This window comes from Rhizobium sp. AB2/73 (genome assembly GCF_020871915.1).
In the GTDB taxonomy this organism is placed as follows: domain Bacteria; phylum Pseudomonadota; class Alphaproteobacteria; order Rhizobiales; family Rhizobiaceae; genus Rhizobium; species Rhizobium dioscoreae.
The window spans coordinates 21,983-44,604 of the sequence record NZ_CP067075.1; the positions used below are offsets into that span (position 1 = coordinate 21,983).

At 57.0% G+C, this 22,622-nt stretch carries 23 protein-coding genes; 9 read left to right on the plus strand and 14 right to left on the minus strand.

The window, feature by feature from the left end; all coding sequences use genetic code 11:
• The 3 genes from I8E17_RS34050 to I8E17_RS34060 are packed head-to-tail and all read right to left on the minus strand — an operon-like array spanning position 1 to position 2,843.
• Positions 1 to 1,008 (minus strand): zinc-binding alcohol dehydrogenase family protein, encoded by a 1,008-nt coding sequence (locus I8E17_RS34050; RefSeq protein ID WP_112803279.1) that lies wholly within the window; start codon positions 1,006 to 1,008, stop codon positions 1 to 3.
• Positions 1,009 to 1,031: 23 nt separating this feature from the next.
• Positions 1,032 to 2,246 carry a hypothetical protein gene (locus I8E17_RS34055; RefSeq protein ID WP_307777830.1) on the minus strand — a complete coding sequence of 405 codons (1,215 nt, stop codon included), beginning with the start codon at positions 2,244 to 2,246 and terminating at the stop codon, positions 1,032 to 1,034.
• A gap of 36 nt (positions 2,247 to 2,282) precedes the next feature.
• Positions 2,283 to 2,843 carry a heme-binding protein gene (locus tag I8E17_RS34060; protein WP_162704069.1) on the minus strand — a complete coding sequence of 187 codons (561 nt, stop codon included), beginning with the start codon at positions 2,841 to 2,843 and terminating at the stop codon, positions 2,283 to 2,285.
• Positions 2,844 to 3,060: 217 nt separating this feature from the next.
• Between I8E17_RS34060 and I8E17_RS34065 the strand changes: the two genes are divergently transcribed.
• Both I8E17_RS34065 and I8E17_RS34070 read left to right on the plus strand, forming a co-directional pair.
• Positions 3,061 to 3,690 carry a response regulator transcription factor gene (locus tag I8E17_RS34065; protein WP_112803274.1) on the plus strand — a complete coding sequence of 210 codons (630 nt, stop codon included), beginning with the start codon at positions 3,061 to 3,063 and terminating at the stop codon, positions 3,688 to 3,690.
• Between the two features lie 33 nt (positions 3,691 to 3,723).
• On the plus strand, positions 3,724 to 4,143 hold the full coding sequence (locus tag I8E17_RS34070; protein WP_112803272.1) for a response regulator: 420 nt from the start codon (positions 3,724 to 3,726) through the stop codon (positions 4,141 to 4,143).
• Here the strand turns inward: I8E17_RS34070 and I8E17_RS34075 are convergent.
• Positions 4,109 to 5,872 carry an ATP-binding protein gene (locus I8E17_RS34075; protein WP_162704068.1) on the minus strand — a complete coding sequence of 588 codons (1,764 nt, stop codon included), beginning with the start codon at positions 5,870 to 5,872 and terminating at the stop codon, positions 4,109 to 4,111. The two genes, I8E17_RS34070 and I8E17_RS34075, sit on opposite strands and share 35 nt — an antisense overlap.
• A 414-nt stretch (positions 5,873 to 6,286) precedes the next feature.
• Here I8E17_RS34075 and I8E17_RS34080 point away from each other — a divergent pair, with 414 nt between their 5' ends.
• Together I8E17_RS34080 and I8E17_RS34085 are read left to right on the plus strand one after the other, a co-directional pair.
• The gene (locus tag I8E17_RS34080) at positions 6,287 to 6,919 is read left to right on the plus strand and encodes an ester cyclase (protein WP_229002333.1); all 633 of its coding nucleotides are present in this window, start codon (positions 6,287 to 6,289) and stop codon (positions 6,917 to 6,919) included.
• Positions 6,920 to 7,023: 104 nt separating this feature from the next.
• On the plus strand, positions 7,024 to 7,389 hold the full coding sequence (locus tag I8E17_RS34085) for a cupin domain-containing protein (RefSeq protein WP_229002334.1): 366 nt from the start codon (positions 7,024 to 7,026) through the stop codon (positions 7,387 to 7,389).
• An 8-nt stretch (positions 7,390 to 7,397) separates the two neighbouring features.
• Here the strand turns inward: I8E17_RS34085 and I8E17_RS34090 are convergent, their stop codons facing one another.
• The 3 genes from I8E17_RS34090 to I8E17_RS34100 all read right to left on the minus strand — a co-directional run bounded on the left by I8E17_RS34090 (position 7,398) and on the right by I8E17_RS34100 (position 10,153).
• Positions 7,398 to 8,276, minus strand: coding sequence for a LysR substrate-binding domain-containing protein (locus I8E17_RS34090; RefSeq protein ID WP_112803512.1), 879 nt, complete (start codon positions 8,274 to 8,276; stop codon positions 7,398 to 7,400).
• 69 nt (positions 8,277 to 8,345) lie between these two features.
• Positions 8,346 to 9,086, minus strand: a complete 741-nt coding sequence (locus tag I8E17_RS34095) for a glycine betaine ABC transporter substrate-binding protein (RefSeq protein ID WP_307777831.1) — start codon at positions 9,084 to 9,086, stop codon at positions 8,346 to 8,348.
• A gap of 71 nt (positions 9,087 to 9,157) precedes the next feature.
• On the minus strand, positions 9,158 to 10,153 hold the full coding sequence (locus I8E17_RS34100; protein WP_113366884.1) for a zinc-dependent alcohol dehydrogenase family protein: 996 nt from the start codon (positions 10,151 to 10,153) through the stop codon (positions 9,158 to 9,160).
• Between the two features lie 202 nt (positions 10,154 to 10,355).
• Here I8E17_RS34100 and I8E17_RS34105 point away from each other — a divergent pair, with 202 nt between their 5' ends.
• On the plus strand, positions 10,356 to 11,081 hold the full coding sequence (locus I8E17_RS34105) for a cysteine hydrolase (protein ID WP_113366883.1): 726 nt from the start codon (positions 10,356 to 10,358) through the stop codon (positions 11,079 to 11,081).
• Positions 11,082 to 11,392: 311 nt separating this feature from the next.
• Positions 11,393 to 12,205 (plus strand): AraC family transcriptional regulator, encoded by an 813-nt coding sequence (locus I8E17_RS34110; RefSeq protein ID WP_162750921.1) that lies wholly within the window; start codon positions 11,393 to 11,395, stop codon positions 12,203 to 12,205.
• Positions 12,206 to 12,214: 9 nt separating this feature from the next.
• On the opposite strand, the gene I8E17_RS34115 is transcribed toward I8E17_RS34110, so the two are convergent.
• Both I8E17_RS34115 and I8E17_RS34120 read right to left on the minus strand, forming a co-directional pair.
• A complete protein-coding gene (locus tag I8E17_RS34115; protein ID WP_219511886.1) occupies positions 12,215 to 12,379 on the minus strand; it encodes a hypothetical protein in 165 nt (54 codons plus the stop codon).
• 42 nt (positions 12,380 to 12,421) lie between these two features.
• Positions 12,422 to 12,934, minus strand: a complete 513-nt coding sequence (locus I8E17_RS34120) for a DNA starvation/stationary phase protection protein (RefSeq protein ID WP_113366881.1) — start codon at positions 12,932 to 12,934, stop codon at positions 12,422 to 12,424.
• A gap of 178 nt (positions 12,935 to 13,112) precedes the next feature.
• On the opposite strand from I8E17_RS34120, the gene I8E17_RS34125 reads away from it, so the two are divergent.
• Positions 13,113 to 14,663, plus strand: a complete 1,551-nt coding sequence (locus tag I8E17_RS34125; protein ID WP_113366880.1) for a hypothetical protein — start codon at positions 13,113 to 13,115, stop codon at positions 14,661 to 14,663.
• Between the two features lie 150 nt (positions 14,664 to 14,813).
• Here the strand turns inward: I8E17_RS34125 and I8E17_RS34130 are convergent, their stop codons facing one another.
• The 5 genes from I8E17_RS34130 to I8E17_RS34150 form a co-directional block, all read right to left on the minus strand.
• On the minus strand, positions 14,814 to 15,767 hold the full coding sequence (locus I8E17_RS34130; RefSeq protein ID WP_229002335.1) for an IS110 family transposase: 954 nt from the start codon (positions 15,765 to 15,767) through the stop codon (positions 14,814 to 14,816).
• 242 nt (positions 15,768 to 16,009) lie between these two features.
• Entirely contained in the window at positions 16,010 to 17,149 is a 1,140-nt protein-coding gene (locus I8E17_RS34135) for an L-dopachrome tautomerase-related protein (protein WP_112803255.1), read from the minus strand.
• A 16-nt stretch (positions 17,150 to 17,165) separates the two neighbouring features.
• Positions 17,166 to 18,176, minus strand: coding sequence for a zinc-binding alcohol dehydrogenase family protein (locus I8E17_RS34140; RefSeq protein WP_112803253.1), 1,011 nt, complete (start codon positions 18,174 to 18,176; stop codon positions 17,166 to 17,168).
• A complete protein-coding gene (locus I8E17_RS34145; protein WP_112803251.1) occupies positions 18,173 to 19,156 on the minus strand; it encodes a DMT family transporter in 984 nt (327 codons plus the stop codon). Before I8E17_RS34145 ends, I8E17_RS34140 begins: the two co-directional genes overlap by 4 nt.
• Before the next feature lie 161 nt (positions 19,157 to 19,317).
• The gene (locus I8E17_RS34150; RefSeq protein WP_162704066.1) at positions 19,318 to 20,700 is read right to left on the minus strand and encodes a winged helix-turn-helix domain-containing protein; all 1,383 of its coding nucleotides are present in this window, start codon (positions 20,698 to 20,700) and stop codon (positions 19,318 to 19,320) included.
• A gap of 321 nt (positions 20,701 to 21,021) precedes the next feature.
• Here I8E17_RS34150 and I8E17_RS34155 point away from each other — a divergent pair, with 321 nt between their 5' ends.
• Positions 21,022 to 21,543 (plus strand): AraC family transcriptional regulator, encoded by a 522-nt coding sequence (locus I8E17_RS34155; protein ID WP_113366879.1) that lies wholly within the window; start codon positions 21,022 to 21,024, stop codon positions 21,541 to 21,543.
• A gap of 29 nt (positions 21,544 to 21,572) precedes the next feature.
• The gene (locus I8E17_RS34160; protein WP_113366878.1) at positions 21,573 to 22,535 is read left to right on the plus strand and encodes an alpha/beta hydrolase; all 963 of its coding nucleotides are present in this window, start codon (positions 21,573 to 21,575) and stop codon (positions 22,533 to 22,535) included.
• Positions 22,536 to 22,622 lie beyond the last annotated feature (87 nt).

Consider the following 22,622-nt stretch of genomic DNA (forward strand, 5'->3'; position numbering starts at 1 on the left):
TCACTCGAAACCCTCTAGTACCGTTTTTCCGATAGCTTTGCCGGAGCTCGACAGCTCATAGATCTTGGCAAGATTGGCAGCGCTTATCGGGCTGAGAAACGAAGTCATCGTGCTCTTCAGCAAACCGCGATCGACCAGCCTGGAGATCTGATTGAGAATCTTGTGTTGCTGGAGAATGTCGAACGTCGCGAACATTGGCCGAACGAACATCAGCTCCCAAGAAAAGGTGACGGCTTTCATTTGAAACGACGCGATGTCGAGCGCGGGCGAATCGTCAACAACACCGACATGACCTTGCGGAGCAATGACGTCGTAAATCTGCGGCAGGTGTTTATCTGTGCCCGTCAGCCCGACGACGTATTCGACCTGGCTGATGCTGAGCGCCTCGAGTTGCGGCCGGAACGGCTTGTGATGATCGATAACGTGATGCGCGCCCATCTGCGTCACCCATTCGACGGTCTCCGGGCGAGAGGCTGTAGCGACAACTTTGAGGCCGGTGAGCAACGAGGCGATCTGTATGAGGATCGACCCCACACCACCGGCTCCGTTGATGATTAGGAGCGTACCCTGGTGCGACATGTTGCCATAGGGCACTTTCAATCTATCAAACAGCACCTCCCAAGCCGTCAGCGAGGTCAGGGGCATGGCGGCCGCCTGGGCCCAGTCGAGAGATTTCGGCTTGACGCCGACTATTCGTTCGTCGACCGCATGGAGTTCGGCATTTGTCCCATTGCGCGTCATGTCGCCGGCATAAAAGACCTCGTCGCCGGGTTTGAACAGTGTTGCGGCGGTCCCCACCGACTCCACGACACCCGAGGCGTCGAAACCCAACACCTTGACCGCGCCTCCCTCGGGCGACACGCGTTCTCTTATCTTGTGGTCCGCCGGATTGATGGAGACCGCTTTGACACGCACAATGATGTCGGTTGGACGGGGCTCGGGTGGGGGCACCTCTAAATCCAACAATTGGTTGCCGGGTGTTGAGGCGTAGTATCCGATAGCCTTCATAATGGTTTCCTTTGGTAGCGGCCCTATTGGCCAGTGAATTCGACGACGTCCAAGCCGCCGTTGTAATCGGTCGTGAAAGCGATTCCGTCTGCCCTCACGTAAACATCGGCGGTCTGGATGACCGGAATTCCGCCTGGTCGCGGATCGACAAGCCGAGCGGGTGCTGCTGGTACGAACGCTCCGATCTGCTTGGGAGCAAAAGCGTCCGTTATGTCGAAGGCTCGCAGACCTGCGTTCTGATAGGTCGCGAATACGATGTATTCCGACACGAAACTGCCGGGACGATTCTCATGCAAGTTATGAGGGCCGAAATGACGTCCCTTGGAGGCGTAGTCCAACTCGCTCGGCGTTGGCAGCGTGGATATGCTGATCGGGTTGTCAGGCTGGCGTATGTCGAAAATAAAAACATGCTTGAGTCCGTCCGCCAGATTATCGGCCGTGGCCTCGTCCGCGACAATCAGGAGTTCACGGCCGGGTAGGGGTAGGGCCGTGTGTGTTCCTCCACCGAAAGGGGGCGACCAATTGCGGTGCGCGATCGACGTAGGTTGGTGAGGGTCATTCACGTCGAGGATGCTCAATCCGCCATCCCGCCATGAGGCGTAGGCTTTGCCACCCGAGACGATGGCGTGATGAAGAGCGTAGCGCCAGCGAGAGGCGTTCCACGCCGGCTTTTCACCTCCCGCCGCGTGCATGCCCGGAAGCCAATAGCTCCCGAGCCATTGTGGACGCGTCGGATCGGCCAAGTCGATCACTTTCAGGATATAGTCGGAATAACCGTCCGGAAGCACCGATGCATAAGCATATCGCCCGCCCGAATACCAAAGCCGGTGAACCCCGACCCCCGTCGTTCCCAGAAACGAAATTTGCTTGGGCCTCGAAGGGTTAGAGATATCATAAATGGCAACGCCCGCGCTCCACTCAACCCGCAAGCCGGCAAGCCTCGATCCCAGCGAACCAGAGTAGTAGCTGGTCTCTACATCAAATTCTTTCCAGAGGTCTTTCGCGTGGATGACCAACAGCAGGTCATCCGCAGCCTGCAAATGAATGTTCCATGTATTCAATGGCGCAGCATGGAACTCCAGAGCAGTCGGTTTGCTCGGGTCTTTGACATCTATGACCGAGAAACCGCCGCTGAACAGATGTCCGACGTATACGTGGTCGCGCCAGTATTGAATCTGCATCGCGTCAGGTCGGCCACCCTGGTCGGAATGGCCAACCTGAGCGAAACCAGTCAGCAAATCCGGTTTCCGGAGGTGCGTTGCAGGGGGCATGCCTTATACCGCATATGAAGCGGCAGCATACTCCGCTACCACGTGGTCCTGATCGGGAGCCGCGCCGCCCGCTCCCACCGCGCCGATCACGACCCCGTCAGCGTCGCGGATAGGCACGCCACCCGAAACGAATGCCAACGGCTGGCGCATCGAAGTCTCGATAGTGGCCAGCGGTTGGCCGCTCGCGACGGCTCCGGCAAGGTCCTTGGTGGCAGTCCCGAAGAAAATGGCGGTACGGGCCTTCGCGGCCGAACTTTCCAGCGACGCGAGGGCCGCACCGTCCATGCGTGTAGACAGAACCAGATTTCCGGAGCCGTCGAGAACGGTGATAGTGTAGGGTATGCCGACCTCGGCCACTTTTTCGATCGCGCGGTCCGTGATTGATCTCGCAGCCTCGAGTGAAAGGATGACGGGAGAGATTTGTGCCAGTTTCGGTGCCAATGCGGCCTCCTGCGGTTCGACCGCCGACAGCCGACGATCATCCACGGAAATGTACGCGTGGATTCGTTCGACAGAAATTGGGATCAAGGTATCGGCGGCACTCGCCTTGAGGTTAGTATCCAATCTCCCACGCCACCCTATCCCCAGGAATAGGTTGCGGCCCTTGCAAAAGAGTTTAATCTCACGATGCCTGCGTGCTGGCGTCGGTCGAACGATTGCATTCCGCCGTTGCGTGCGAGTGGATAGCCCTGCGGTTCGATCGCGCCTGTTCAACGAGCCGAAGGCTTGATTAACGTCGCCGACCGAAACTCATCCGAGACGGTTTGACTTGAGGTAGTCCATGCAGCACATTCCTGTCTCCTCGTACGCGCCCGTGGTCAGAATAATCGACGACGACCCGGACATAAGGCGAGCGCTAGTCGATCTATTAAAATCTGTCGACATAGAAGCAGTGGCTTACGAGTCGCCGAAAGCTCTTCAAGCTAGCGATGATCTTCTATCCGCCGGCTGCCTTGTCTTGGACGTCCGGCTTTCCGGCATGAGCGGATTGGATTTCCAGTCTGCCCTACAAAGGGATGGCAACAGGATTCCTGTGATCGTGATGACCGGGCATGCCGATATTCCGATGTCGGTCCGCGCGATGAAGGCAGGAGCGATCGATTTCCTGACCAAGCCTTTTAGGGACCAGGACTTGATCGATGCCGTCGCCGGAGCGATCGAGCGCGACGAGGTGCTGAGGAAGGAAAGCCAGTCGAGAACGGCGCTGGAAAAGCTTCTCGACAGCCTGACGCCTCGCGAACGTGAGGTTATGAAAGCCGTGGTCAACGGGTCTATGAACAAGCAGATAGCTGCGGAATTCGGGATAAGCCAAGTTACCGTGAAACTTCATCGCAGCAACGTAATGCGGAAAATGCAAGCTCGATCGTTGGCGGATTTGGTTCGGAAGGCCGAGATCCTCAACTACTCTTGAAGCTGGCGTTCGAATAGCGGATGGGCCGTATACATGGCGAGACGTGCCGGTGGGGAGACAGAACCCCTTGACGGACTGGACGTCGCGATCGTCGAGGATGACGCGGGTGTCCGGATCGCTTACGGCGATCTTATCAGTTCATATGGGCTGGGGACACGGTTGTACTCGTCGGCCGAAGACTTCCTCGAGTCCGAGGATGGCGTTCTATGCAGGTGTCTGATCCTCGACCAGCGCCTGCCGGGACTGATGGGTACGGAACTACAATCGATTTTGCGAGAGATAGCCCCCGCACTGCCAATAATTTTCGTGACGTCTCAAAACGATCAGGCCACGATGAAGAAAACGATTGCAAGCGGCGCTAGATATTTCCTGGTCAAACCGGTGGAAGAGCGGGAACTAATGCAGTCGGTGTTCTCGGTCATCGGCGCGCTTCACCTGTTTCCGGAGAGCTGACTGGAAGAATAACGTCGAATGTCGCACCCCGGTCGGTGTTGTTCCTGGCGGAAAGCGATCCCCCGGCGATCTCCAGGATCGACACGCAGATCGCCAGGCCGATCCCCATGCCCGACGGTTTGGTCGTGAAAAAGGGCGTGAAGATGTGGCCCTCGCTTTCCGGAACTATCCCGTGCCCGGTATCGCTGACCGAGAGCCTGACGAACCCATGCTCTGCGGGGGCGACGGTCAGCGTAAGGCGTTTGTCAACGATTACTCCCGTCATCGCTTCTATGCCGTTGTTGATCAGGTTGACGAGCACCTGTTGCACTCCGACCGGATCGCCCACCATCTCGCGGATGTCCTGCGCGATCTTCACGTCGATTTCTACATCTGCGGCCTCGAGGTCACGCGCAAGAATGGTCACCGTATTCCGGACCAGCTCCGGAAGTTCATAGCGGATCACTTTCATGCGCTCCGTGGTCATCCTGGCCTTTGTCTGCTCCAGAATGGATCGCGCTCGCTCGCCCTCAATCTTCGCATGCATCGCGGAGTTGCGTGCTGCGTCAATGTTTGGCTCGGGGCGGTTCAACCACCTTATGCTCGCGCTTACGTTCATCAACAGGGCGGCGAGGGGCTGGTTCAGTTCATGAACAATCGAGGCAGAGAACGCGCCTACTGCCGCGGCGCGACCCTCCTTCGCCAGCCTGAAATGTGCTCGCGTCAGTTCTTCCCGGTGTTCGTGAGCGCCGGTCACATCGAGGACCGCTACGAGGATCCTGTCTAGTTCGAAGTCCTTAGCGGAGAAGGAAAAGCCGATCGCGACGGTCAGACTCTCGCCGTCGGCACCGCGGATCGTGCACTCATCCTCGAAGATTGAATCCCGCTCAAGCAGCGCCTTCAACATGGCGGGGATGTTGCAGTCGCTGGCGCTGATCCAGCGCTGCGCCCCGCCGAGGACCTCCGACTTGTGCGAAAGTCCGAGCATGCGCACTGCCGCCGAATTGCAGTCGTTGATCCTGATCTGTGCGAGAAGTCCTTGGGAGATATTTTTCTCAATCTCGTTCGGACGGTTCCGGACAGAATCCGCCAAGCCCGGCGCGGCAGCCAGCTCTTGAATCACCCGGGTGAAATCCATTTCGAGCAAAGCTACCGAGTTGTTCTCGAATATCGATCGAAACCGGGCTTCACTTCTGTCGAGCGCTTCCTTGGTTTTCGAAGCGGACGTGATGTCCGAGCATATTTCGATGACTCGGCACGACCCATCTCTCTCGCTGAGCGTCCAGCTGCAGGAAACTTTGATGACGATCCCGCTGGCGGTCCGCTGAGCAATTTCCCCTTTCCAGGAGCCTGTACTCAGCAAGAGCGCCGTTCCAACCGCGTGAAGATCGCTACTGCTATCCGCATCCAGGAGGGTAGACAGCTTACGTCCGATCGCTTGTTGACGGGTGTACCCGTATAGCCGCTCGGCACCACCATTCCAGAAGAGGACGTTACCCGACAGTTCCCGAACAACGATCGCGTCGTTACTCAGGTCCAGCAACTGGTAAAGGTCGTCAATGTCCGTCTCCACGGAATCTGGCTCCGTCGAGCCTACTGCGATAGCATTGCGGTGCGACGCGGCGCTGATTCTCCAAGAGAAGCTTTTCGACCCGGCATGGAGAAAGCTTGCCGTCAACTGCTGTTCTTTTTTGCACTCGACGGCTTTTCTACAGGAAGCAACGAATTTCTTGGCGGAATGGTGATCCAACAGATCTTCTATCCAGTGACCATTGAGATTTCGATCCGACCGAACCTCACGTAGGAACGCCGGGTTTGCGTCAACGATCTTCCCGCACACGTCAATCAGAAGGAATAGCTCCTTCGCATTACTCCAGGCGGCGTCCGCAAAACGTTGTCTCCTAGTGACCCGCCGGCCGCCTCTGCCTAGCCTGTTCATGCGATGAAGGGTCACGGTCTTTTCAATACTCTCGTTGAGGCCATCCGGACTTTGGGCCAAGTTTCCCTGATCTACAAGGTGACTTTGACATTTAACGGATCAGATACGTGCAAAAATACATAGACCAAGGGCTAGGGGGGGGTGACAAATGGATGGGGCGTCGTGGACCAGTGGCCAATGGTCGGCATTCCGAGGATGTGTAGATTGTGTCCCAACAAATAATCAATGCGCCCTGCCTCCCGCAGACACGCTCCGAACAAATTATGCAAAGGATACGCGACGATGTTCGAAAAAACCATCCTCGATCGCCGCCCATCGGTTGTCTACACTTTGATGATTCTCGCTATGACTGCGCCGTCGGCCGCATCAGCCGCGGACATTTCCGACAAGGCGGCGATCGCCATGACACGACCCAAGTCTGTCATCATTGCCGACGGGATGAGCAAAAAGCAGTTGTCCAGCGTCGAACGGCCGACAACCGCCTTCTATGGATTTTGGGTCAACGGAAGCTCTGCGCTCTTGAACGAAGCCCTTTCCCCTGCATTCGTCGATCACACCCTTCCGCCAGGTCGCCCACAGGGGCCAACCGGCCCTTCCACGGCTTACGCAGCCTTCAGCACCGCGGTGCCGGATCTCCAAGTCGAAGTTGTGCAGCGAATCTATGCCAAGGACCGAGTCGTATCGCATCTCAGATTCACGGGTCATTTCTCCGGGGCGTTCGGCAGCACGAAAGGACAAGGGCAAACCGTTGACTTCATCGCAACCGATATTCTGAGGGTGCAGAAGGGCAAGGTGACCGACAATTGGCATCTCGAGGACAATTTGACCTTCCTGAAGCAAATCGGGCAGGTGAAATGAGATCGGGTGCTATGACCTCTCACCTGTCTAAACGATCACACGGCGTTCGGCACCTCACCCTCGTGACCGGGGCCGACGGGCGTAGCACGCTGAGCGAAGCGTGCTTGAACGGATTTGTGGAAAGGAGTCTTGGTGGTAAAGCAGCGCCGCTTTGGATGAAAGTTTTCGAGGGCGATCTCGACTCCGTCCTGTTTACGATTCTCCCGGCGGGCTGGACGGGCGAATGGCACGAGAGCCCTGGACCGCAGTGGGTTGTCGCGCTGAAGGGACGCTGGTTTATCGAGACCCAGGATGGGAAGCGCGTGGAGATGGGCCCCGGCGAGATTCATTGGGGTGCTGACCTCGGGACCGCGACCATAGACGGAAACACCGGGCATAGATCCGGGACGTTGGATGACGAGGAATGTGTGTTGCTTATGATCCGCTTCAAACAAAACGATCGTCTCGATCCGGCGGTACGGGAACTCTAGCGGCTATGTCATTGCCCGTACCGACCCGACTGCCGAGACAGATATTCCGTCAAATAGGCGACGACCGCCTCGACAATGTGCCCTCCCGGGCCGTCTTCGCCGAGTACCCCGATTTCTGTCATCGGCAGAGCCGGCCAATGATCCGGAGCCTGTAGAACTTGCATATCGTCCTGCACAAAAGAGCGGGCGAGAACAGTAACGCCGAGGCCACCCGCGACGGCAGCTTGGATGCCCATTAGGCTGCTGGCCGTGCAGACCGCGACCCACTCTCGCCGCACGCTGTCTAGTGCCGCCACCATGATGTCGCGATAGCTGCACGGCGAGCGAAGCATAACCAGCTTCGCCGGGCGCGTGAAATCCAGTTCGTAGTCTTTCGACGCCATCCAGACCAAGGGTTCCCGCCATATCACCCTTCCGCGTGGCGCTGTTCCTTCCCGTTTGGCTATCACAGCGTCGAGCTTCCCCTCGTCGTAGGCCTGAAGCAGATCCCCGCTGAGTCCCGTTGTTAAATCGAGATGAACTCCCGAATAAACACGTGCGAAGCGGGCAACGACTTTGGGAAGTTGATAGGGCACAAAATCTTCCGAAATGCCGATTCGGATCGATCCGATGGCTGGAGGTTGTGTCATCTCCTGCATGATCGAATCGTTCAGCTCCAGCATTCGTCGCGCGCTAACAAGCATCCGCTCGCCGTCCCTCGTCAGCGTCAGCGAGCGGCTGCTACGTTCGAATACCTTACGCTGCAGTATCTCTTCCAGGCGAAGCACCTTCTGGGACACCGCAGACTGCGAGCGCGCGACGACGTCAGCCGCAGCGGTGAAACTTCCGGTCTCGGCCACCGCCACGAAAGCTCGAAGAAGGTCGATCTCCAGATCTTGATAAGGCATCGCTTGTCCCGAGAGAGTAATCAAGGTCGGCACTTTAGCGGGGGAAAATAAAGAGGCAAGGATGCGATCTTATTGGTTGTGCCTGATACGGTCATCCAGTTCGCTCACCTTGGCATTTCCGAGGTAGAGATCCGACAGCTCGGAAAGCGCTTGCTCGCCAATGCGAGCTTCTGCGTCACGCCGGACGATGAGCGTCGCCTGATCTGCGCCGCCGAGAAGGGCCTTTGGCTCGGAGAGGCCGCGGATCGAATATCTGTAGTGAAGATACTGCGGATGCCAGAGGGGAATAACGACCCACCGCTTTTCCCTGTACGCATTCTCGAACCTGTCGAAGCAGTCCGCCTCAGAACCTGTCTCAAAATGGTATCCGACGCTATCCAATCCGTACTGCTTCACGATCTCCTTTGAGAAACGGCTGATACCTGCGCCCGGATTGATTCCCTGGATCAGCCGCTCCATTTTCGAGAGGGCTGGCTCGGAGAGCAGGTCGGGAACAGAGCCGACATCTGCTTCGGAGACATAATCGGGGACGCCCCAGATGCAGTAGGGTTCGTAAAGAACAGTGATTTTCCGAACTTGGTCCTCGATCGGCTTTAGATAGATATCGTGGCTTGCCGGCAGCCAGGCCGAGCAAAGGATGTCGACCTCGTTCCGTCCGATCTTCTCGAACATCTTCTCGTGCGGTGCGGCGCTGCGCTCGATCGTGTGGCCATGCCGCGTGAGGATGGCCTCTACCTCGCGCGCGGCGGCGTCGTGGAACGATAAATCGATATGTCCTACTCTTACGGCGTCCACCATGTGCTTTTCCACTTCTTGTTCTCGCGTTGTTTCTGTCCTGACGTGGACCCGAAAGATTGTGAGAGTCTTGTAAAATCCTGCTGTTATGCCGCCTGTGACTCGATGTCGATGACGACTTTCCCTTTGGCTGCTCCTCCTTCGAGGTATTCATAAGCCTTGGCCGCGCTGGACAGAGTGAAATGGTTGGGGTCGATCAATGGGCGGAGATGGCCATGGTCGGCCAGCGTGGCAATTTGCCGGAGGATCGCACCATGCTTCTCTTTTCCGACATTGGAGAGCATAGGCAAGAGCATGAAGACGACATTTAAGGACAAGGCCTTTGCATGTAGAGGCGAAAGGTCCGCCTTAACCCGCGAAGTCGTCGTTGAAATCCGGCCATTGAGACTGGCGGCCTCAAAGGATCGTTCAAGGTTAGCGCCTCCCACTGTATCGATGATAACCGAGAAGCCCTTTCCACCTGTAAGTCTCTTTGAATAATCGCTCGGAGCCTCCGAGCGATAAAATGCGACGTCCGACGCGCCGAGGCTTTTTGCGAGGCTGGCACCAGCCTCGTCGCCCACTGTTGCCGTAACCCTCGCTCCCGCATGCCTCGAAAGCTGGACAGCGATGTGCCCCACTCCACCTGTTCCGGCGTGCACAAGAACATGATCGGAAGAGGAAATACGGGCCCTTTCGATTGCCTCCCACGCAGTGATCGAGACAAGAGGCAACGCCGCGGCCTGGCGCATCGTCAATCGAGGGGGCTTTTTCGCGACGAGCCGATAGTCAGCGGCTATATATTCCGCGAGGCTGCCCCCATGCCCCCTCACTCCGCCGGCGCAGCCGAAGACTTCGTCGCCGACCGAAAAGTCGCCCGCCTGACTGCCGACCTCCTCGATCACACCTGCGAAATCACAACCCAAGACGCCCGGCAAATCGGGCCCGATCGGGAGCCCATGCCTGATTTTGATGTCGATCTGGTTCAACGATGCAGATGCGACCTTCACGAGCACTCGCCCTGGCCCGGTATCCGGACGCTCAATATTCTCTATGGAAAAGTTTTCGACGCCGCCGTGAGAATTCAGAACCAGTGCTCGCATATCCCTATCCTCGCAAGAGGGCGGAGCATGAAGCGCAAAGCATGATTAAACAAACGCATAATTGCGATAACAACAATTCGAAATTCTTCTGGAGGCGCGAATGAGTGTCTATCCCTATGGCTAATCCCGACTACCGGAGAGTGCTATAACCGTCGCTAGATGCTGCGGCTAATATCGCATCGGCAATCAAGGAGGGAATACCATGAACAAGAGTGTGATACCGCCGGCGTACGCCGATCCGGAAAGCCCGGCTTTGCCGCAGATCGACATGAATATCGACATCGCGACAACGGCGCTAGTCATCACCGACCCGCAGATCGACTTCCTCAGCCCCAAGGGCGCGGCGTGGGGAGCCTTCGGTGATAGCATCCGCGAGCACAACACCGTTGAAAATATCGGGAGGTTGTTTGAAGTTGCAAAGAGTGCGGGCATCGATGTCGTCATCTCGCCGCACTACTACTATCCATTCGACCATCGCTGGGACTTCGCCGCGACCGGCGAGACCTTGATGCACAAAATCCGGATGTTCGATCGGCGGGATCCGCTGTCTTTAGAAGGATTCGACGGCTCCGGCGCAGACTGGATGCCGGAATACAAGCAGTACATTGATGATGGCAAAACCATCGTTTGCTCTCCGCACAAGATCGCCGGGCCACAGACCAACGACGTGATTTTTCAGTTGCGAAAGAAACGCGTCGACAAGGTTATTCTGGCCGGAATGGCAGCCAATTTTTGCGTCGAGTCGCATCTGCGGCATTTCGTTGAACACGGCTTCGAAGTCGGAGTTATTCGCGATGCTACGGCAGGAAGCAAACTCCCTGAAGGGGACGCCTATCTGGCTGCTCTGGTTAACTTCAGGTGGTTTGCGAATGCGGTGTGGACGACCGATACCGCTACTGACAAGCTTGCCGAGGCCGCGAAGCGTTAGCCATTCGGCGTCCCGGTTAAACCGGGACGCCTCTCCGAAGGCGAGCCCAACTGGTGAGATGTCCTTCAGTTCATCTGGGGCCGCGAAGCCTCTCTACGTTAACCGCGCCGCGCTGACATCTGTTCGGTTCAAGGCCCGCCATGTCCGATCGAAGGCGTAGTCGCGCATCATCCGTTTGCGCGTATTCCGTCGCTCAATCGGAGACGAGGCAAGCTGTGACTGCGAAGCTGACAAACAAGTCCTCAATCGCTAATGGGCACCCGATTATCGATGCACCAACCTCTTGTTTGACCGCAGGCGCTATGAGGCTGATGAACCATTCCGGTCGGATTTTCCGAGAGCTCCGCTTCCCTTCGGAGAAGATCGTCCTGCTGACCGCGCTCGCCGACAGCAATATCAGAATTTACAAGGACGGCGAGATCGATTTCGATGGGGGCATGTCAGCGGGCACGGCGAAGGTTTTCGGCTCGGACCATATCCGCGCGGCCGATATCCTGTCGCGCAGCGACGTTCTTGTCCTGCCTTTCGAAAAAAGCCATTTTGTTGATGCGGTCACTCTCGCCGGCGCGAAATATGCGGCCCTACATCGAGGGGATGTTGAGTTCACCGTGAGGGGAGATCACATCGAGAATTTCGGCAAGCGCTTTCTCGCCGTCACCTGGAAAGAGCGACCATCTGTCGCTCGAGATTTTCTCTTGGCAGTATTTGATCCGGACCTCGGTGCCCCGCGAGTGCGTAGTCTCCCCGCATGGAGGCTCAAGCGCGTTGAAAACCACATCAAGGCAAACTTGAGCAATAGTGTAAAGCTCGCGGATATGGCCGGCGTAGCTGGATTGTCGAGAATGCATTTTGCCGCCGCATTCAAGGCCGCCACCTCCTATAGCCCTCATGAATACGTAACGATGCTTAGAATAGAGGAAGCCAAGCGAGAGCTTCTGGGAACGACCAAAAGAATTGTCGACATCGCGCTTGGCTTGGGCTACGATTCCCAGGCGCACTTCTCAACGACTTTCAAGAGGTTCAGCGGGTTCACACCTGCTGAATGGAGGCGGGCGGAACTTCCAGCCCCGGCCCCCGAAACGGTTGGCCGACGTACCGATCCAGGTCCGGCGACCACGCTGTAAGCTTCGATATCACTCTAGCCGGTTTGCCGGCGGTTTGGCGTGCGATGGATGACCGGGAGATATCGGGTCACTTGCAGGAAAGGTCTCTTCAAGTGCTTCCTGCAGAAACTCGTCTTGTTCCTTGTCTTCAAGTTTGACCGGAGGGTCTTTCTGGGATTGGGCTTCAACTGTCATCGAAAAGGGCTCCCTGGGATACGGATCGAATGCCTGACGCGCTCAGCCGCGGGTAAGTTCGAAAAGGAACCAGGCGCGCTTTTCCGCCTGATCGATCCAATTTTCGAGAAGACTGGTCGTAGCGACATCGTTGTAGTCGTTTGTTACGTCGTGGGTTTCCCGCATCGATGTGACCAGGTCCAAGGTGTCCCTGTGCAGCTCGGCGAGCATATCCTGAGGCGACACGTACTCCGCGTCGTTATCTCGGACACGCTGAAGCTTCGCAATATGGCCGATCGAGCGTATCGTTGTCCCGCCGATTTTCCTTGCTCTCTCCGCGATATCGTCCGTCATCGCGAATAGCTCCTCGCCATGATCGTCCAGCATTAGATGATAGTCGCGAAAATGCGGGCCGCTCATGTGCCAGTGGAAATTCTTCGTTTTCAAATAAAGTGCAAAAGTATCGGCAAGCAGCATTGTGAGGGCCGCGGCGATTTCCGACGTGGCGTTGAGGGGAAGGCCACTGGGAGTTGCAAGTGGGGCATTCCGCGTGGTCAGCGCGCGTTCTGTTGGCATTGAATGTCTCCGTGGTTTGACCACTCGACAATATCGTTTCCGTCAAATGCTCGTTACTGTCTATGAGGCTAGGTGCTATTCGCCCCAAGGTGGGTGTCGAGATTTTCGTGCGATGTCGAACGACCGGCAGCCAATCAATGCACTAACTCTTCGTCCTGCATAGCAAAGGACGGACAGAGTGAAGAAGTTTCCAGGTACCCTGCTGGGTCTCCCAAACAAGGCGGTAGTGTTCGGTGGCTGGGTTGTGGCCGCTCTCATTTTCCTCTTAGATACGATCAGCCCGCTCGAGAGCGCTGTTGCGGTTCTATATGTGCTACCGCTGATCTTGATGCACGAGCGTGCTGCGGGGAAGACGATATGGTTTTCGGCCGCAGCGTTCGCAGGATTCGCACTGCTCTCCTTTCTCATCAATCACCATAGTCCAAACGGATTCGCGCCAGTCCTCAGATTGGTGGCCAGCCTCGCCGCGATTTCCGTCACGGCCACCGCCCTTCACGATTCATATTTGCAGCGACAGCTTCTGCTTGCCTCGAGGGACGAAGCGAAATCAAACGAAATCCGCTATAGGGCGCTGTTCAATGGAAGCGGCGTACCCCTATGGGAACAGGACTTCGGAGAACTGTTACAACACTTCTCAGAGTTGAGAGGGGAGGGACATAACGATCTCGACCGGGCTTTGGGATATCATGGAGACTCGCTGGTTTCCTCGCTCGCCACTAAGATCAAGACGACCTCGGTGAATTTCTCTTCCCTGAGGTTTCTCGACGTTCAGACTTTTCCGGAGGCGTCATCTGCCATCGCCTCTCTTTATGTAAGTGAAGGCTTTCCGCTCCGCGAGTTGCTGCAGGCCGTTTTCGTCGGGGCACCGCGTTTCGAGGGTCGCTGCGTGGTCGCCTCGGGCTCAGGTGATCCGTTGAGTGTCAGCGTCATCTTCACCTTCCCGGAATGGAATGAGGCGCGAGACCCGCGCGTCGTCGTTGCCGTGATGGAGTTGACGGCGGAGTTCTCGCTGCATCCTCATTTCAGAGCTCTGCAAGCCGAGCATGCTAGAACTACGAGAATAGCGACAGCCGGAGCTTTTTCGGCCTCTATGGGCCATGCGCTTGCTCAGCCGCTGGGCGCTCTCCTGTTGAACGCGCAATCTTGCCTTCGTTGGTTAAGAATGAGTCCGCCGGAAATCCCAAACGCGGTGGCTGCGGCGGAACGGATCGTCTCGAGTTCCGAGCGGCTGAATAACATTGCCCTTCGAGCAAGGTCATTTCTGAATTCAGCGCCCTTCACGGTTGAGCAAGTGCGGCTCCCGGACATTATCCAGGAGGCTCTATCGTCGTTGGTTATGAAACTCCGGACGACCGACGTTGCTCTGGATGTAAGTCAAGTCGATGATCTTCCCGCGGTGCTGACGAACAGAAGTGAACTCAGTCATATATTATCTGACATCCTCGCAATATACCTTGAGCCGCCGGCTGAACGTTCATCGACGAGGGCGATCGCTATTGAGTTGACCCAAATCCGTAGTGGGTATGTCCGTCTCAATGTCAGAACAACCGTCGCCAGAATTCAATGCACCTCAACGGCCGATATCGTCTGCTCGAGCAGCGCCGATATCGCGTTGGCATTCGCGCTGACAAAAGCGACCATTGAGGCTCTGGGCGGAAGCATCAGCCTGAAAAGCAGGCTGCACGGGGACGAGGTGTCGCTTGACATACCCGCCGCTGGCGAGACGTGAAGGATGGGCTAGCTGGAGCCATCGCTCGGCCTCAAGAAAGGGCGGCGATACGGAACCGGGCGGGCTGTCCGTCGCGAATGTCCTGAGCTGCCAACCCTTGCGGCAGCTCTTTTTGACATCAGGGGCCCCTTCAACAAAAAAGCAACGGTGTTATGCGTCAAGCATCGTTGCGTTATGGTGGCGCATTCTAGCGTTGAGAATGATGATGATCCTGCGCATGACAGCGATGAGAGCGACCTTTCCGGGTTTGCCCTTAGCCTTCAGGGCTTCGAAGACTGCCTTCATGCGGGGATCGAATCGGATGGCTGGTAAGGCGGCGATATAAAGGGCGTCTCGAACCGGCTTTCTTCCGCCGGCGATCATGCGTTTGCCGCGCATCAGGCCGCTGTCGCGGTTGATCGGCGCGACGCCGACCAGCTTGGCGATTTGCCCCTTGTTCATCAGGCCGAGTTCGGGAAGCCCGGCGATCAGGAAGCATGCGGTTCGCAGTCCGATGCCCTTGAAGGACATGAGAACGCGCGCCTTGCCGGCAAGGTCTTTGTCCGACTTGAGGCAGGCTTCCATTGCATCGACCACCGACTGGCGCTGCTGCATCAAGAATGCAAGTGTCTCCTCGATCCACGCCTTTGCCCTGGCATCGGTCTGAGCACCGAGCTTCTCGCGCCGGTTCTTCTCCTGCACGATCATGTGCGATAGCTGCCTATAGCGCGACACTAGATCGATCAGCCTCGCCTGTGCCGGCGAGGATGGCGCGAGAACCTTGGTTTCCATGCGTCTGGCATAGTCGGCCAGGACGAATGCATCGATCCCATCGGTCTTGGAAAGCTGGCCGCAGGCACGCGCGAACTGCCTGATCTGTTTGGCATTGACCTTGGCGACCGGCAGATGAGCGGCCAGCAGCGCATTCACGACGTCGCGCTCGTAACCGCCAGTAGGCTCCAGAACCAGGCGCTCGACGCCATCCAGCCGCGCGACAAAGGCGATGAACCGGGTAATGCCGCCAGCATCGTTGGAGAAGCTGGCCGAGTGCTTGTCGGGAAGCACACAGATGTCGAACGACGATTTCGATATGTCGATGCCGACAAAGCGGTTAGTATAGGTCATGAGGCTATAGTCTCCCTTATACGCGAGCGCGAAGCTCTCTCAACGGTTCGACGAAGCCTCGAAATGCACAAAGGGTTCTGCTTTTTTACGAACGAAAGTTCAGGCCCGGCAAGGACCAACCGCTTTGCGCATCGTCACCAAGGTGTTGCAAGCACCCCAATGACAAACGAGGCCGGTGCATCATAACTGATGCACCGGCCTCGCAATGTATAAGCCCCGGCGGTAGCCGGGGCCGATCGATCTCATTTCAGGAGGACGGGGCCACCATCTACTTTGATTCTGAGCAACTTGTAGGGCTTCACGCGCAGGTCCTTTCCTTCGTGAAAGCCGGGTTGCCGATCAAGTTGATTGACGATGAAGTACATGTGGCCGTCATTTGCCACAGATAGAGTGTCCGGCCACTGTATCGACGGATCTTCGGCGATAGTATGCCACTTTCCACTTTCCAACATGCGGATCCGATGGTTTTCGTAATCGCCGCCGTAAACGCGTCCCTTGTCGTCGCTCTCGAGTCCATCGGAAGCTCCTTTGAGACCCAGGTCACGGACCATGCCGCCGAGCGCAGCCTCGCTTACCGACTCGTCGCGCAGAGCGTCAGTGGGTACTGAGTACATATGGCGTCCGGAAACCGAAGAGAAGTAAAGCGAGGCCCCGTCGTGGGAGATAGCTATGCCGTCACTCGCGATATGCAAAGGCTTCGCGACGCCCGCAGAGGGCCGAGCCAGCATCTTGACTCCGTCGATTTCGGCGACGAAATCCTTTTCCGCCGAAGTCGAGGGGTGGCCGGATAGCCGCCGCGTGGCCTTCCCCGTCGCAAGATCAAGAACAATGATCCCGCCTGGTCCGGTGAGCGAAGAGTCGGTGACATAGGCTACGCCTTCGGTCCCCTTGCTCAAATCGAAGCGCACGTCGTTCACATAGGTTGAGGGCAGGATCACGTTGGACGGAAACACGATCGTCTTGATGATCTTGTTCGTCTGGAGGTCGATCGCTACAAGTTTGGGTCCGCCCGCGATCGGTGTTTGGAAGCCGGGTGCAGCAGTGTCGAGGATCCAGAGCCGGTCCCTGGGGTCTACCACGACGCTCTGAACGCTGATCAGGCTTGCGGCCGGATTTTTGGGATCTGCCTTGTTGAATTCGGCGTCGGGAAACGCAACGGCTTTGCCGTCCACGACCTCAGCCACGGTGAAAGGGACGTCATCGCCCCAACGCGGGTAATTGACGAATATACGTCCTTTTGCCGAGACCGTGACGCCCGTCGGCATAGCGTTGTCGAACGTCGTGATTGTCTCCGGTGTCCGGAGTTCGTCTGCCAAAGCCGGTGTCGCAGCAAGCAGTGCAATTGCTGCGGAGGCAGCGAGGGCGGAAATATATCGTTTCATCGTCGTTCCTTTTAATCTAGTAGCTCAACACTGTCTTTCCGATGCCCTTGCCACTTTCGAGCCGCGCGTGGGCTTTCTTCAAATTGGCGGCGTTGATAGCGCCCATGTATTCGTGCATCGTTGTTTTCAGCACGCCGCTTTCTACGAGCGCAGAAACCTCAGTCAAAATCTTATGTTGTTCAGACATATCCGGGGTCTGGAACAACGTCGGCGTGAACATAAGCTCCCAGTGAACGGACAGGCTCTTTCGCTTGAACGGCACGATGTCGAATGACGCAGGATCGTCAATAAGCGCCATAGCACCGTGCGGCTTGAGTACTTCCAGTATCGCGTCTCGGTGCTGGTCGCTGGCTGTCAGGCTCGCGACGTAGCGCACATCGGGAATCCCAACTGATTTCAGCCCCTCCGAAAGCGGTTGCCGATGGTCGATCACGTGATGCGCTCCCATGGCTCTGCACCACTCCACTGTCTCTGGGCGAGACGCCGTGGCAATGACGTTTAAGCCTGTTAGCCGGCGTGCCATCTGGATCAAAATAGAGCCGACGCCGCCCGCGCCGTTGATAATCAGAATGGCGTCGTCACCACGCTTTGAGCCGTATGGCACCTTCAATCTGTCGAAAAGCAACTCCCAGGCGGTAAGGGAGGTGAGAGGAAGCGCGGCGGCCTCGACATCAGTAAGGGTCCGTGGCTTTCGACCCACGACCCGCTCATCGACAGCATGATATTCGGCGTATGTTCCGGGGCGGTTGACTGCACCCGCGTAAAAGACTTCGTCGCCCGCTTTGAAAAGGCTGACATTGGAGCCTACCGCGATCACTGTACCGACCGCGTCATACCCCACGACCTTCGCGGCACCATCGGCCGGCGTCGAGTTTTGCCGCTGCTTCACGTCAGCGGGATTCACGGAAACGGCTTTGACCTTGACCAACAGGTCGCGCTCTTGCGGAACCGGGATCGGAAGGTCAATGTCGACGAGGGACTCGTCATCGGCGATGGGGAGATTTCGGTAGAATCCGACGGCTTTCATTGATCTGTAAACCTACGATCTTTGGTTCTTGTTTGTGGGATCGTGTTGAGGACAATCCCGGCGACAATCGCTGACGTGCCTATTCCCAATGTCATTGTCAGACTCTCTCCAAGGAACAAAATCGACAGTGCCACGCCAGTCGCGGGAACCCCGAGCATGGCGGTGGACATTGTCGTAGCCGGAAGCCAACTGCTTGCTGCGTTCACGGCCACGAAACAAAACGCCGTAGCAATCGGTCCGACGAATAGCGTCGTTTCAAAAAACGTTATTGTATTATCGGCCGTAAAATTACCTTCGGCCATCCAAGCGAGCGGAACCAGAACGACCGTCGCGGCGAGCATCTGCCACGGTGCCAAGGCGAACGCATCCGACGGAGATTTGAAGTACCTCAGGTGTAGGATACACGCGGCCCAGCACATCGATGCGACGATCAAAAGCATGTTCGACGTGAGAACGACGGGATCACTCCAGTCAATCGCTTCGGGATTGACCAGGATGGCAACTCCGATCGCCGCAACCGCGATGCCGACAACGCTGTTCTTGCTCAGATGCTGGTGGAAGAACAGCACGGCCGCCGGGGCCACCCAAAGCGGTGTCGTGTAGCTGAGGATCGCTGATCGACCCGCTGGCAGGTGCGTCATTGCGATCGCTCCGAGGACCGTGAATGCGATCATCTGAAGCATTCCGATCGAGGCGATGAAGGGCAAGTCACCTCGTTTGGGAAAATGGATTTGACCGCGGGCAGCTTGGACAACAAAAAGAGTCAGCGCGCCGGTTCCGAACCTCAGAGCGGAGAACCATATCGGTGTCACATGATGCAACCCGATTTTCATGACCGGCCAGTTGGCCCCCCATAGCAGGATGGCAACCACCAGCGCGACGATCGGCACGGCGTTTTGAATCTTCTTGCTTGAAGAACAGAAAAGAGAATTGCCGCGCGTCTTTTCGCGCAACCCTCTGAAGGCAACGTCGAGTGACATGTTTTTAACTCCGGTTCGTGGAGCGGCCCTACCCGGCAGAGAGGGACGCCTGGGACGCGTCTTGCCTCTCGGGGCACTCCCGCAAGATGGGAAAACCGAGAGGTGGTCGCAGTCAGCAGGTCTAATATTGGCTTGCGCCTGCCAGTTGACAAACGCATAATTCATATAGGATTAATTGGAGATTCTTCTAAATGGTTTTGCCGTCGTCGCTCCCCCAGCAAGGATGGCGGAGGCGGTCTTCCGCTTCTCAACGCGACGACGTTATGTGATACCTCAGAAGCGATGACGGTTTGTAGGAAGCGGTAGCCGCTCCGCCGGTCATGGAGGCCTTCAACCAACTCGTGCGTCGGCGTTGACTTGACTACTGGGGACGGCCTTATGGTTCTCCTGCCGAACGACGCGGACCATAAATTGCGCTCGAAAGGAGCCTCGGTCGTCACGGCTAGATCGGACCCCAATGAAAAAATGCAAGCCTGTTCAACATGCGACGCATGCTTGACAACAGTCTTGTGAATAAGCTCGATCGTTGACGAGCGAAGCTCTCTGGCTACCGACTCGATCGCAGCAGGAATTCCGCCAAGCGACCGCACTATTTCGGCAACGAGCTGCAGCACTTTATCCGATTGGAACGCCAGGTCGTCAAATTCGCCAGCCGCGGATATGAAAAGGGAAACTGCCGGAGAAGCCACTATCTCTTCTCGTGCCGCCGAGGAAGGCGTCGCCAGTCCCCGTAGGACTTTAATACGTTCCCCCCTGAAGCCGAGCGGCTCCAGAGCGGTAGCGATGACATGCAAACCCGGCGTCCAGAACAAGAGTTCGTCAATAACGACGGCAATATTATCGCGATCGCGGTCGCATCCATCGAGAACCAGAAGCACCTTGCAAGACGAAAGAACCCGACAGATTTCCGATACATCCAGAACATCGTCGGGAAGGCCCATGGACGAAACGATTTCAGGGATAACCGACGTCGATGCACGAGACAAATCTACGTAGAATACCGCGTCGAAGTCGTCGGATATGGCCCTAGCCAAGCTTATCGCCATTGAGGACTTGCCGATGCCCGCCGCGCCGACGATGGTGTTTCCCCTGGCTTGTTCCTCGCCGGTCCAGCGATGGAGAAGCTCTGCGCGTCCGATAAGGTTGAACGGCAGCCATGGAAGTCGGGTGGTGAAACCCAGATCCGACTTTGTTGTTTGTGCATGAGATATCTCGGATGCCAAAGAGTAGCCGCGCCCGGCGATGTTAACCACAAGTTCTTCGCAGCAGTGAGCGCGAAGCGCTTTACGCAGTGCATTCAGATGCACCCGCAACGCCCCTTCGTCGACATGGGTATCAGGCCAAACAAATGAAATAATCTCGCCTTTGCCCACAATATTTCCCGGCCGCTGCGCCAAGGCGCACAGGATGTCGAACGCGCGAGAGCCGATCGCCACAGGGGTGCCGCGATATGTCAGCTTGCGACGGCGAACGTCGAGCTCAAAGCCCTTGAAAGACAAGGGTGTCACCTTGTCCAGATTGCCTATGTGCTTGCTGATTGTCACAATCTTGCCCCAGAATCCGCCGGCGACATTGCCGTGTGCGGAGCAGGCGCATGGGATCATGGGGGAGGCGATCGGCGCAATCGTGCGTAGGTCTCGCCTGCAACTGACCATTGGGATAGGTGGGTTTATCCTCGGCGACGAGGCCTATCGTTTATAAGGGTATCTCCGGAAGCAGTATTGTAGTTTTCCGGCGGAAACTCTTGCAGACAAATTTGTGACGCCTTCCGCAACACGGGGATAACGCCTCTTAACATAGCTTAACTGGCCCCTGCGTTCGCTTTGAACCAACCTCGCGTTCAAATTTGCAGCGAGGATACGAATATGACTGAAGGGGTCACACTTTCTCTGAGATCAATCGACGATGTATCTCAGGATGAAACCTTCGACGACGCAGACGTGTCTCCGTCCCGGCACGGAACACCTGTAGGCCGACCCAAATGTCCTTGGGGGGAAGAACTCGCGGATTGGCAGGTCAGGAAAATCGAAACCTTCATCGAAGATCATATCGACTCCGGTCTGCGCGTAAGGGAGCTGGGCAAGCAAGTGAGCCTGAGTGCCAGTCGCTTCTCCAAAAGGTTCAAGGCGACCTTCGGCAGGCCACCGTACGACTACGTACTCTCACGACGAATCGCAGCGGCGAAGCGGCTCCTCGAAAAGTCCAATGAACCACTGTGTCAGATCGCTCCGGCGTGTGGGCTGACAGACCAAGCGCATTTCTCGAAGGTGTTCAAAAGGCACACTGGGGTCACGCCGAAACAATGGCGCGTCCGGCATGCGGCGGGAGGCCTCCGAAAGCGAGGAGACCGCTGCAGTTCCGACAGTCCGGCCGTTTCGCTGGCATGAACGATAACGGCAACCAAAGGAAACAAGACATGAGCAACGGATTCGAAATCAGCCGCCGCGACGCACTCGTCGCGGGAGTGGCGCTGACGGCAGCAATGGCGGTACCGACTTTCGCGTCGGCCGCCGAAACCAAGGTAAAGAAGGGAAACTCGACAATGGATTTCGTTACGACAAAAGACGGCGTGAAGATCGCTTACAAGGACTGGGGTCCGAAGGACGCGCAGCCGATAGTCTTCCATCATGGATGGCCGTTGTCATCCGACGATTGGGACACGCAAATGCTTTATTTCCTGGCTGAGGGTTTTCGCGTTGTCGCCCACGATCGACGAGGTCACGGCCGCTCCGACCAGGTTTGGGACGGACACGATATGGACCACTACGCGGCAGATGCGTCGGCGGTCTACGAGCATCTCGACCTCAAGAATGCGGTTCATATCGGCCACTCGACGGGTGGCGGTGAAGTTGCTCGGTATGTCGCGAAGTTCGGCCAGAAGCAGGGCCGCGTCGCCAAAGCGGTGCTTGTCAGCGCAATTCCGCCTCTCATGGTGAAGACGGCCTCCAACCCCGGCGGAACGCCGATCGAAGTCTTCGACGGCTATCGCAAGGCGCTCGCCGCCAACCGCGCGCAGTTCTACATGGATGTGGCGTCCGGGCCGTTCTACGGCTTCAACCGTCCCAACGCCAAGGTTTATCCGGGTCTCATCCAAAACTGGTGGCGACAAGGCATGATCGGCGGCGCGAAGGCGCACTACGACGGCATTAAGGCCTTCTCGGAAACGGATCAAACCGCCGATCTCAAGGCTATCACCGTTCCAACTCTGGTACTTCATGGAGATGACGATCAGGTTGTTCCGATCGAAGACTCCGCCAAGCTCGCCGTCAAATATCTCAAGAACGGAACTCTGAAGGTCTATCCAGGCTATCCTCACGGCATGCTGTCGACGAACGCGGACGTCATCAATCCCGATATCCTCGCGTTTATCAAATCGTAAGGCAGAACGTTCGGCTTGTGGGAGGGAACGGCGTTCGCCGTTCCCTCTGCGGCTTGTCCTGCATGGTTCGCTCCCAAAAAATCGCGT

What these genes read in the sequence shown, in the direction of transcription:
- I8E17_RS34050 (WP_112803279.1), bottom strand. Translation starts at nt 1,008, where the DNA reads ATGAAGGCTATCGGATACTACGCCTCAACACCCGGCAACCAATTGTTG.
- I8E17_RS34065 (WP_112803274.1), top strand. Translation starts at nt 3,061, where the DNA reads ATGCAGCACATTCCTGTCTCCTCGTACGCGCCCGTGGTCAGAATAATC.
- I8E17_RS34070 (WP_112803272.1), top strand. Translation starts at nt 3,724, where the DNA reads ATGGCGAGACGTGCCGGTGGGGAGACAGAACCCCTTGACGGACTGGAC.
- I8E17_RS34080 (WP_229002333.1), top strand. Translation starts at nt 6,287, where the DNA reads ATGCGCCCTGCCTCCCGCAGACACGCTCCGAACAAATTATGCAAAGGA.
- I8E17_RS34090 (WP_112803512.1), bottom strand. Translation starts at nt 8,276, where the DNA reads ATGCCTTATCAAGATCTGGAGATCGACCTTCTTCGAGCTTTCGTGGCG.
- I8E17_RS34100 (WP_113366884.1), bottom strand. Translation starts at nt 10,153, where the DNA reads ATGCGAGCACTGGTTCTGAATTCTCACGGCGGCGTCGAAAACTTTTCC.
- I8E17_RS34105 (WP_113366883.1), top strand. Translation starts at nt 10,356, where the DNA reads ATGAACAAGAGTGTGATACCGCCGGCGTACGCCGATCCGGAAAGCCCG.
- I8E17_RS34110 (WP_162750921.1), top strand. Translation starts at nt 11,393, where the DNA reads ATGAACCATTCCGGTCGGATTTTCCGAGAGCTCCGCTTCCCTTCGGAG.
- I8E17_RS34115 (WP_219511886.1), bottom strand. Translation starts at nt 12,379, where the DNA reads ATGACAGTTGAAGCCCAATCCCAGAAAGACCCTCCGGTCAAACTTGAA.
- I8E17_RS34120 (WP_113366881.1), bottom strand. Translation starts at nt 12,934, where the DNA reads ATGCCAACAGAACGCGCGCTGACCACGCGGAATGCCCCACTTGCAACT.
- I8E17_RS34130 (WP_229002335.1), bottom strand. Translation starts at nt 15,767, where the DNA reads ATGACCTATACTAACCGCTTTGTCGGCATCGACATATCGAAATCGTCG.
- I8E17_RS34135 (WP_112803255.1), bottom strand. Translation starts at nt 17,149, where the DNA reads ATGAAACGATATATTTCCGCCCTCGCTGCCTCCGCAGCAATTGCACTG.
- I8E17_RS34140 (WP_112803253.1), bottom strand. Translation starts at nt 18,176, where the DNA reads ATGAAAGCCGTCGGATTCTACCGAAATCTCCCCATCGCCGATGACGAG.
- I8E17_RS34145 (WP_112803251.1), bottom strand. Translation starts at nt 19,156, where the DNA reads ATGTCACTCGACGTTGCCTTCAGAGGGTTGCGCGAAAAGACGCGCGGC.
- I8E17_RS34155 (WP_113366879.1), top strand. Translation starts at nt 21,022, where the DNA reads ATGACTGAAGGGGTCACACTTTCTCTGAGATCAATCGACGATGTATCT.
- I8E17_RS34160 (WP_113366878.1), top strand. Translation starts at nt 21,573, where the DNA reads ATGAGCAACGGATTCGAAATCAGCCGCCGCGACGCACTCGTCGCGGGA.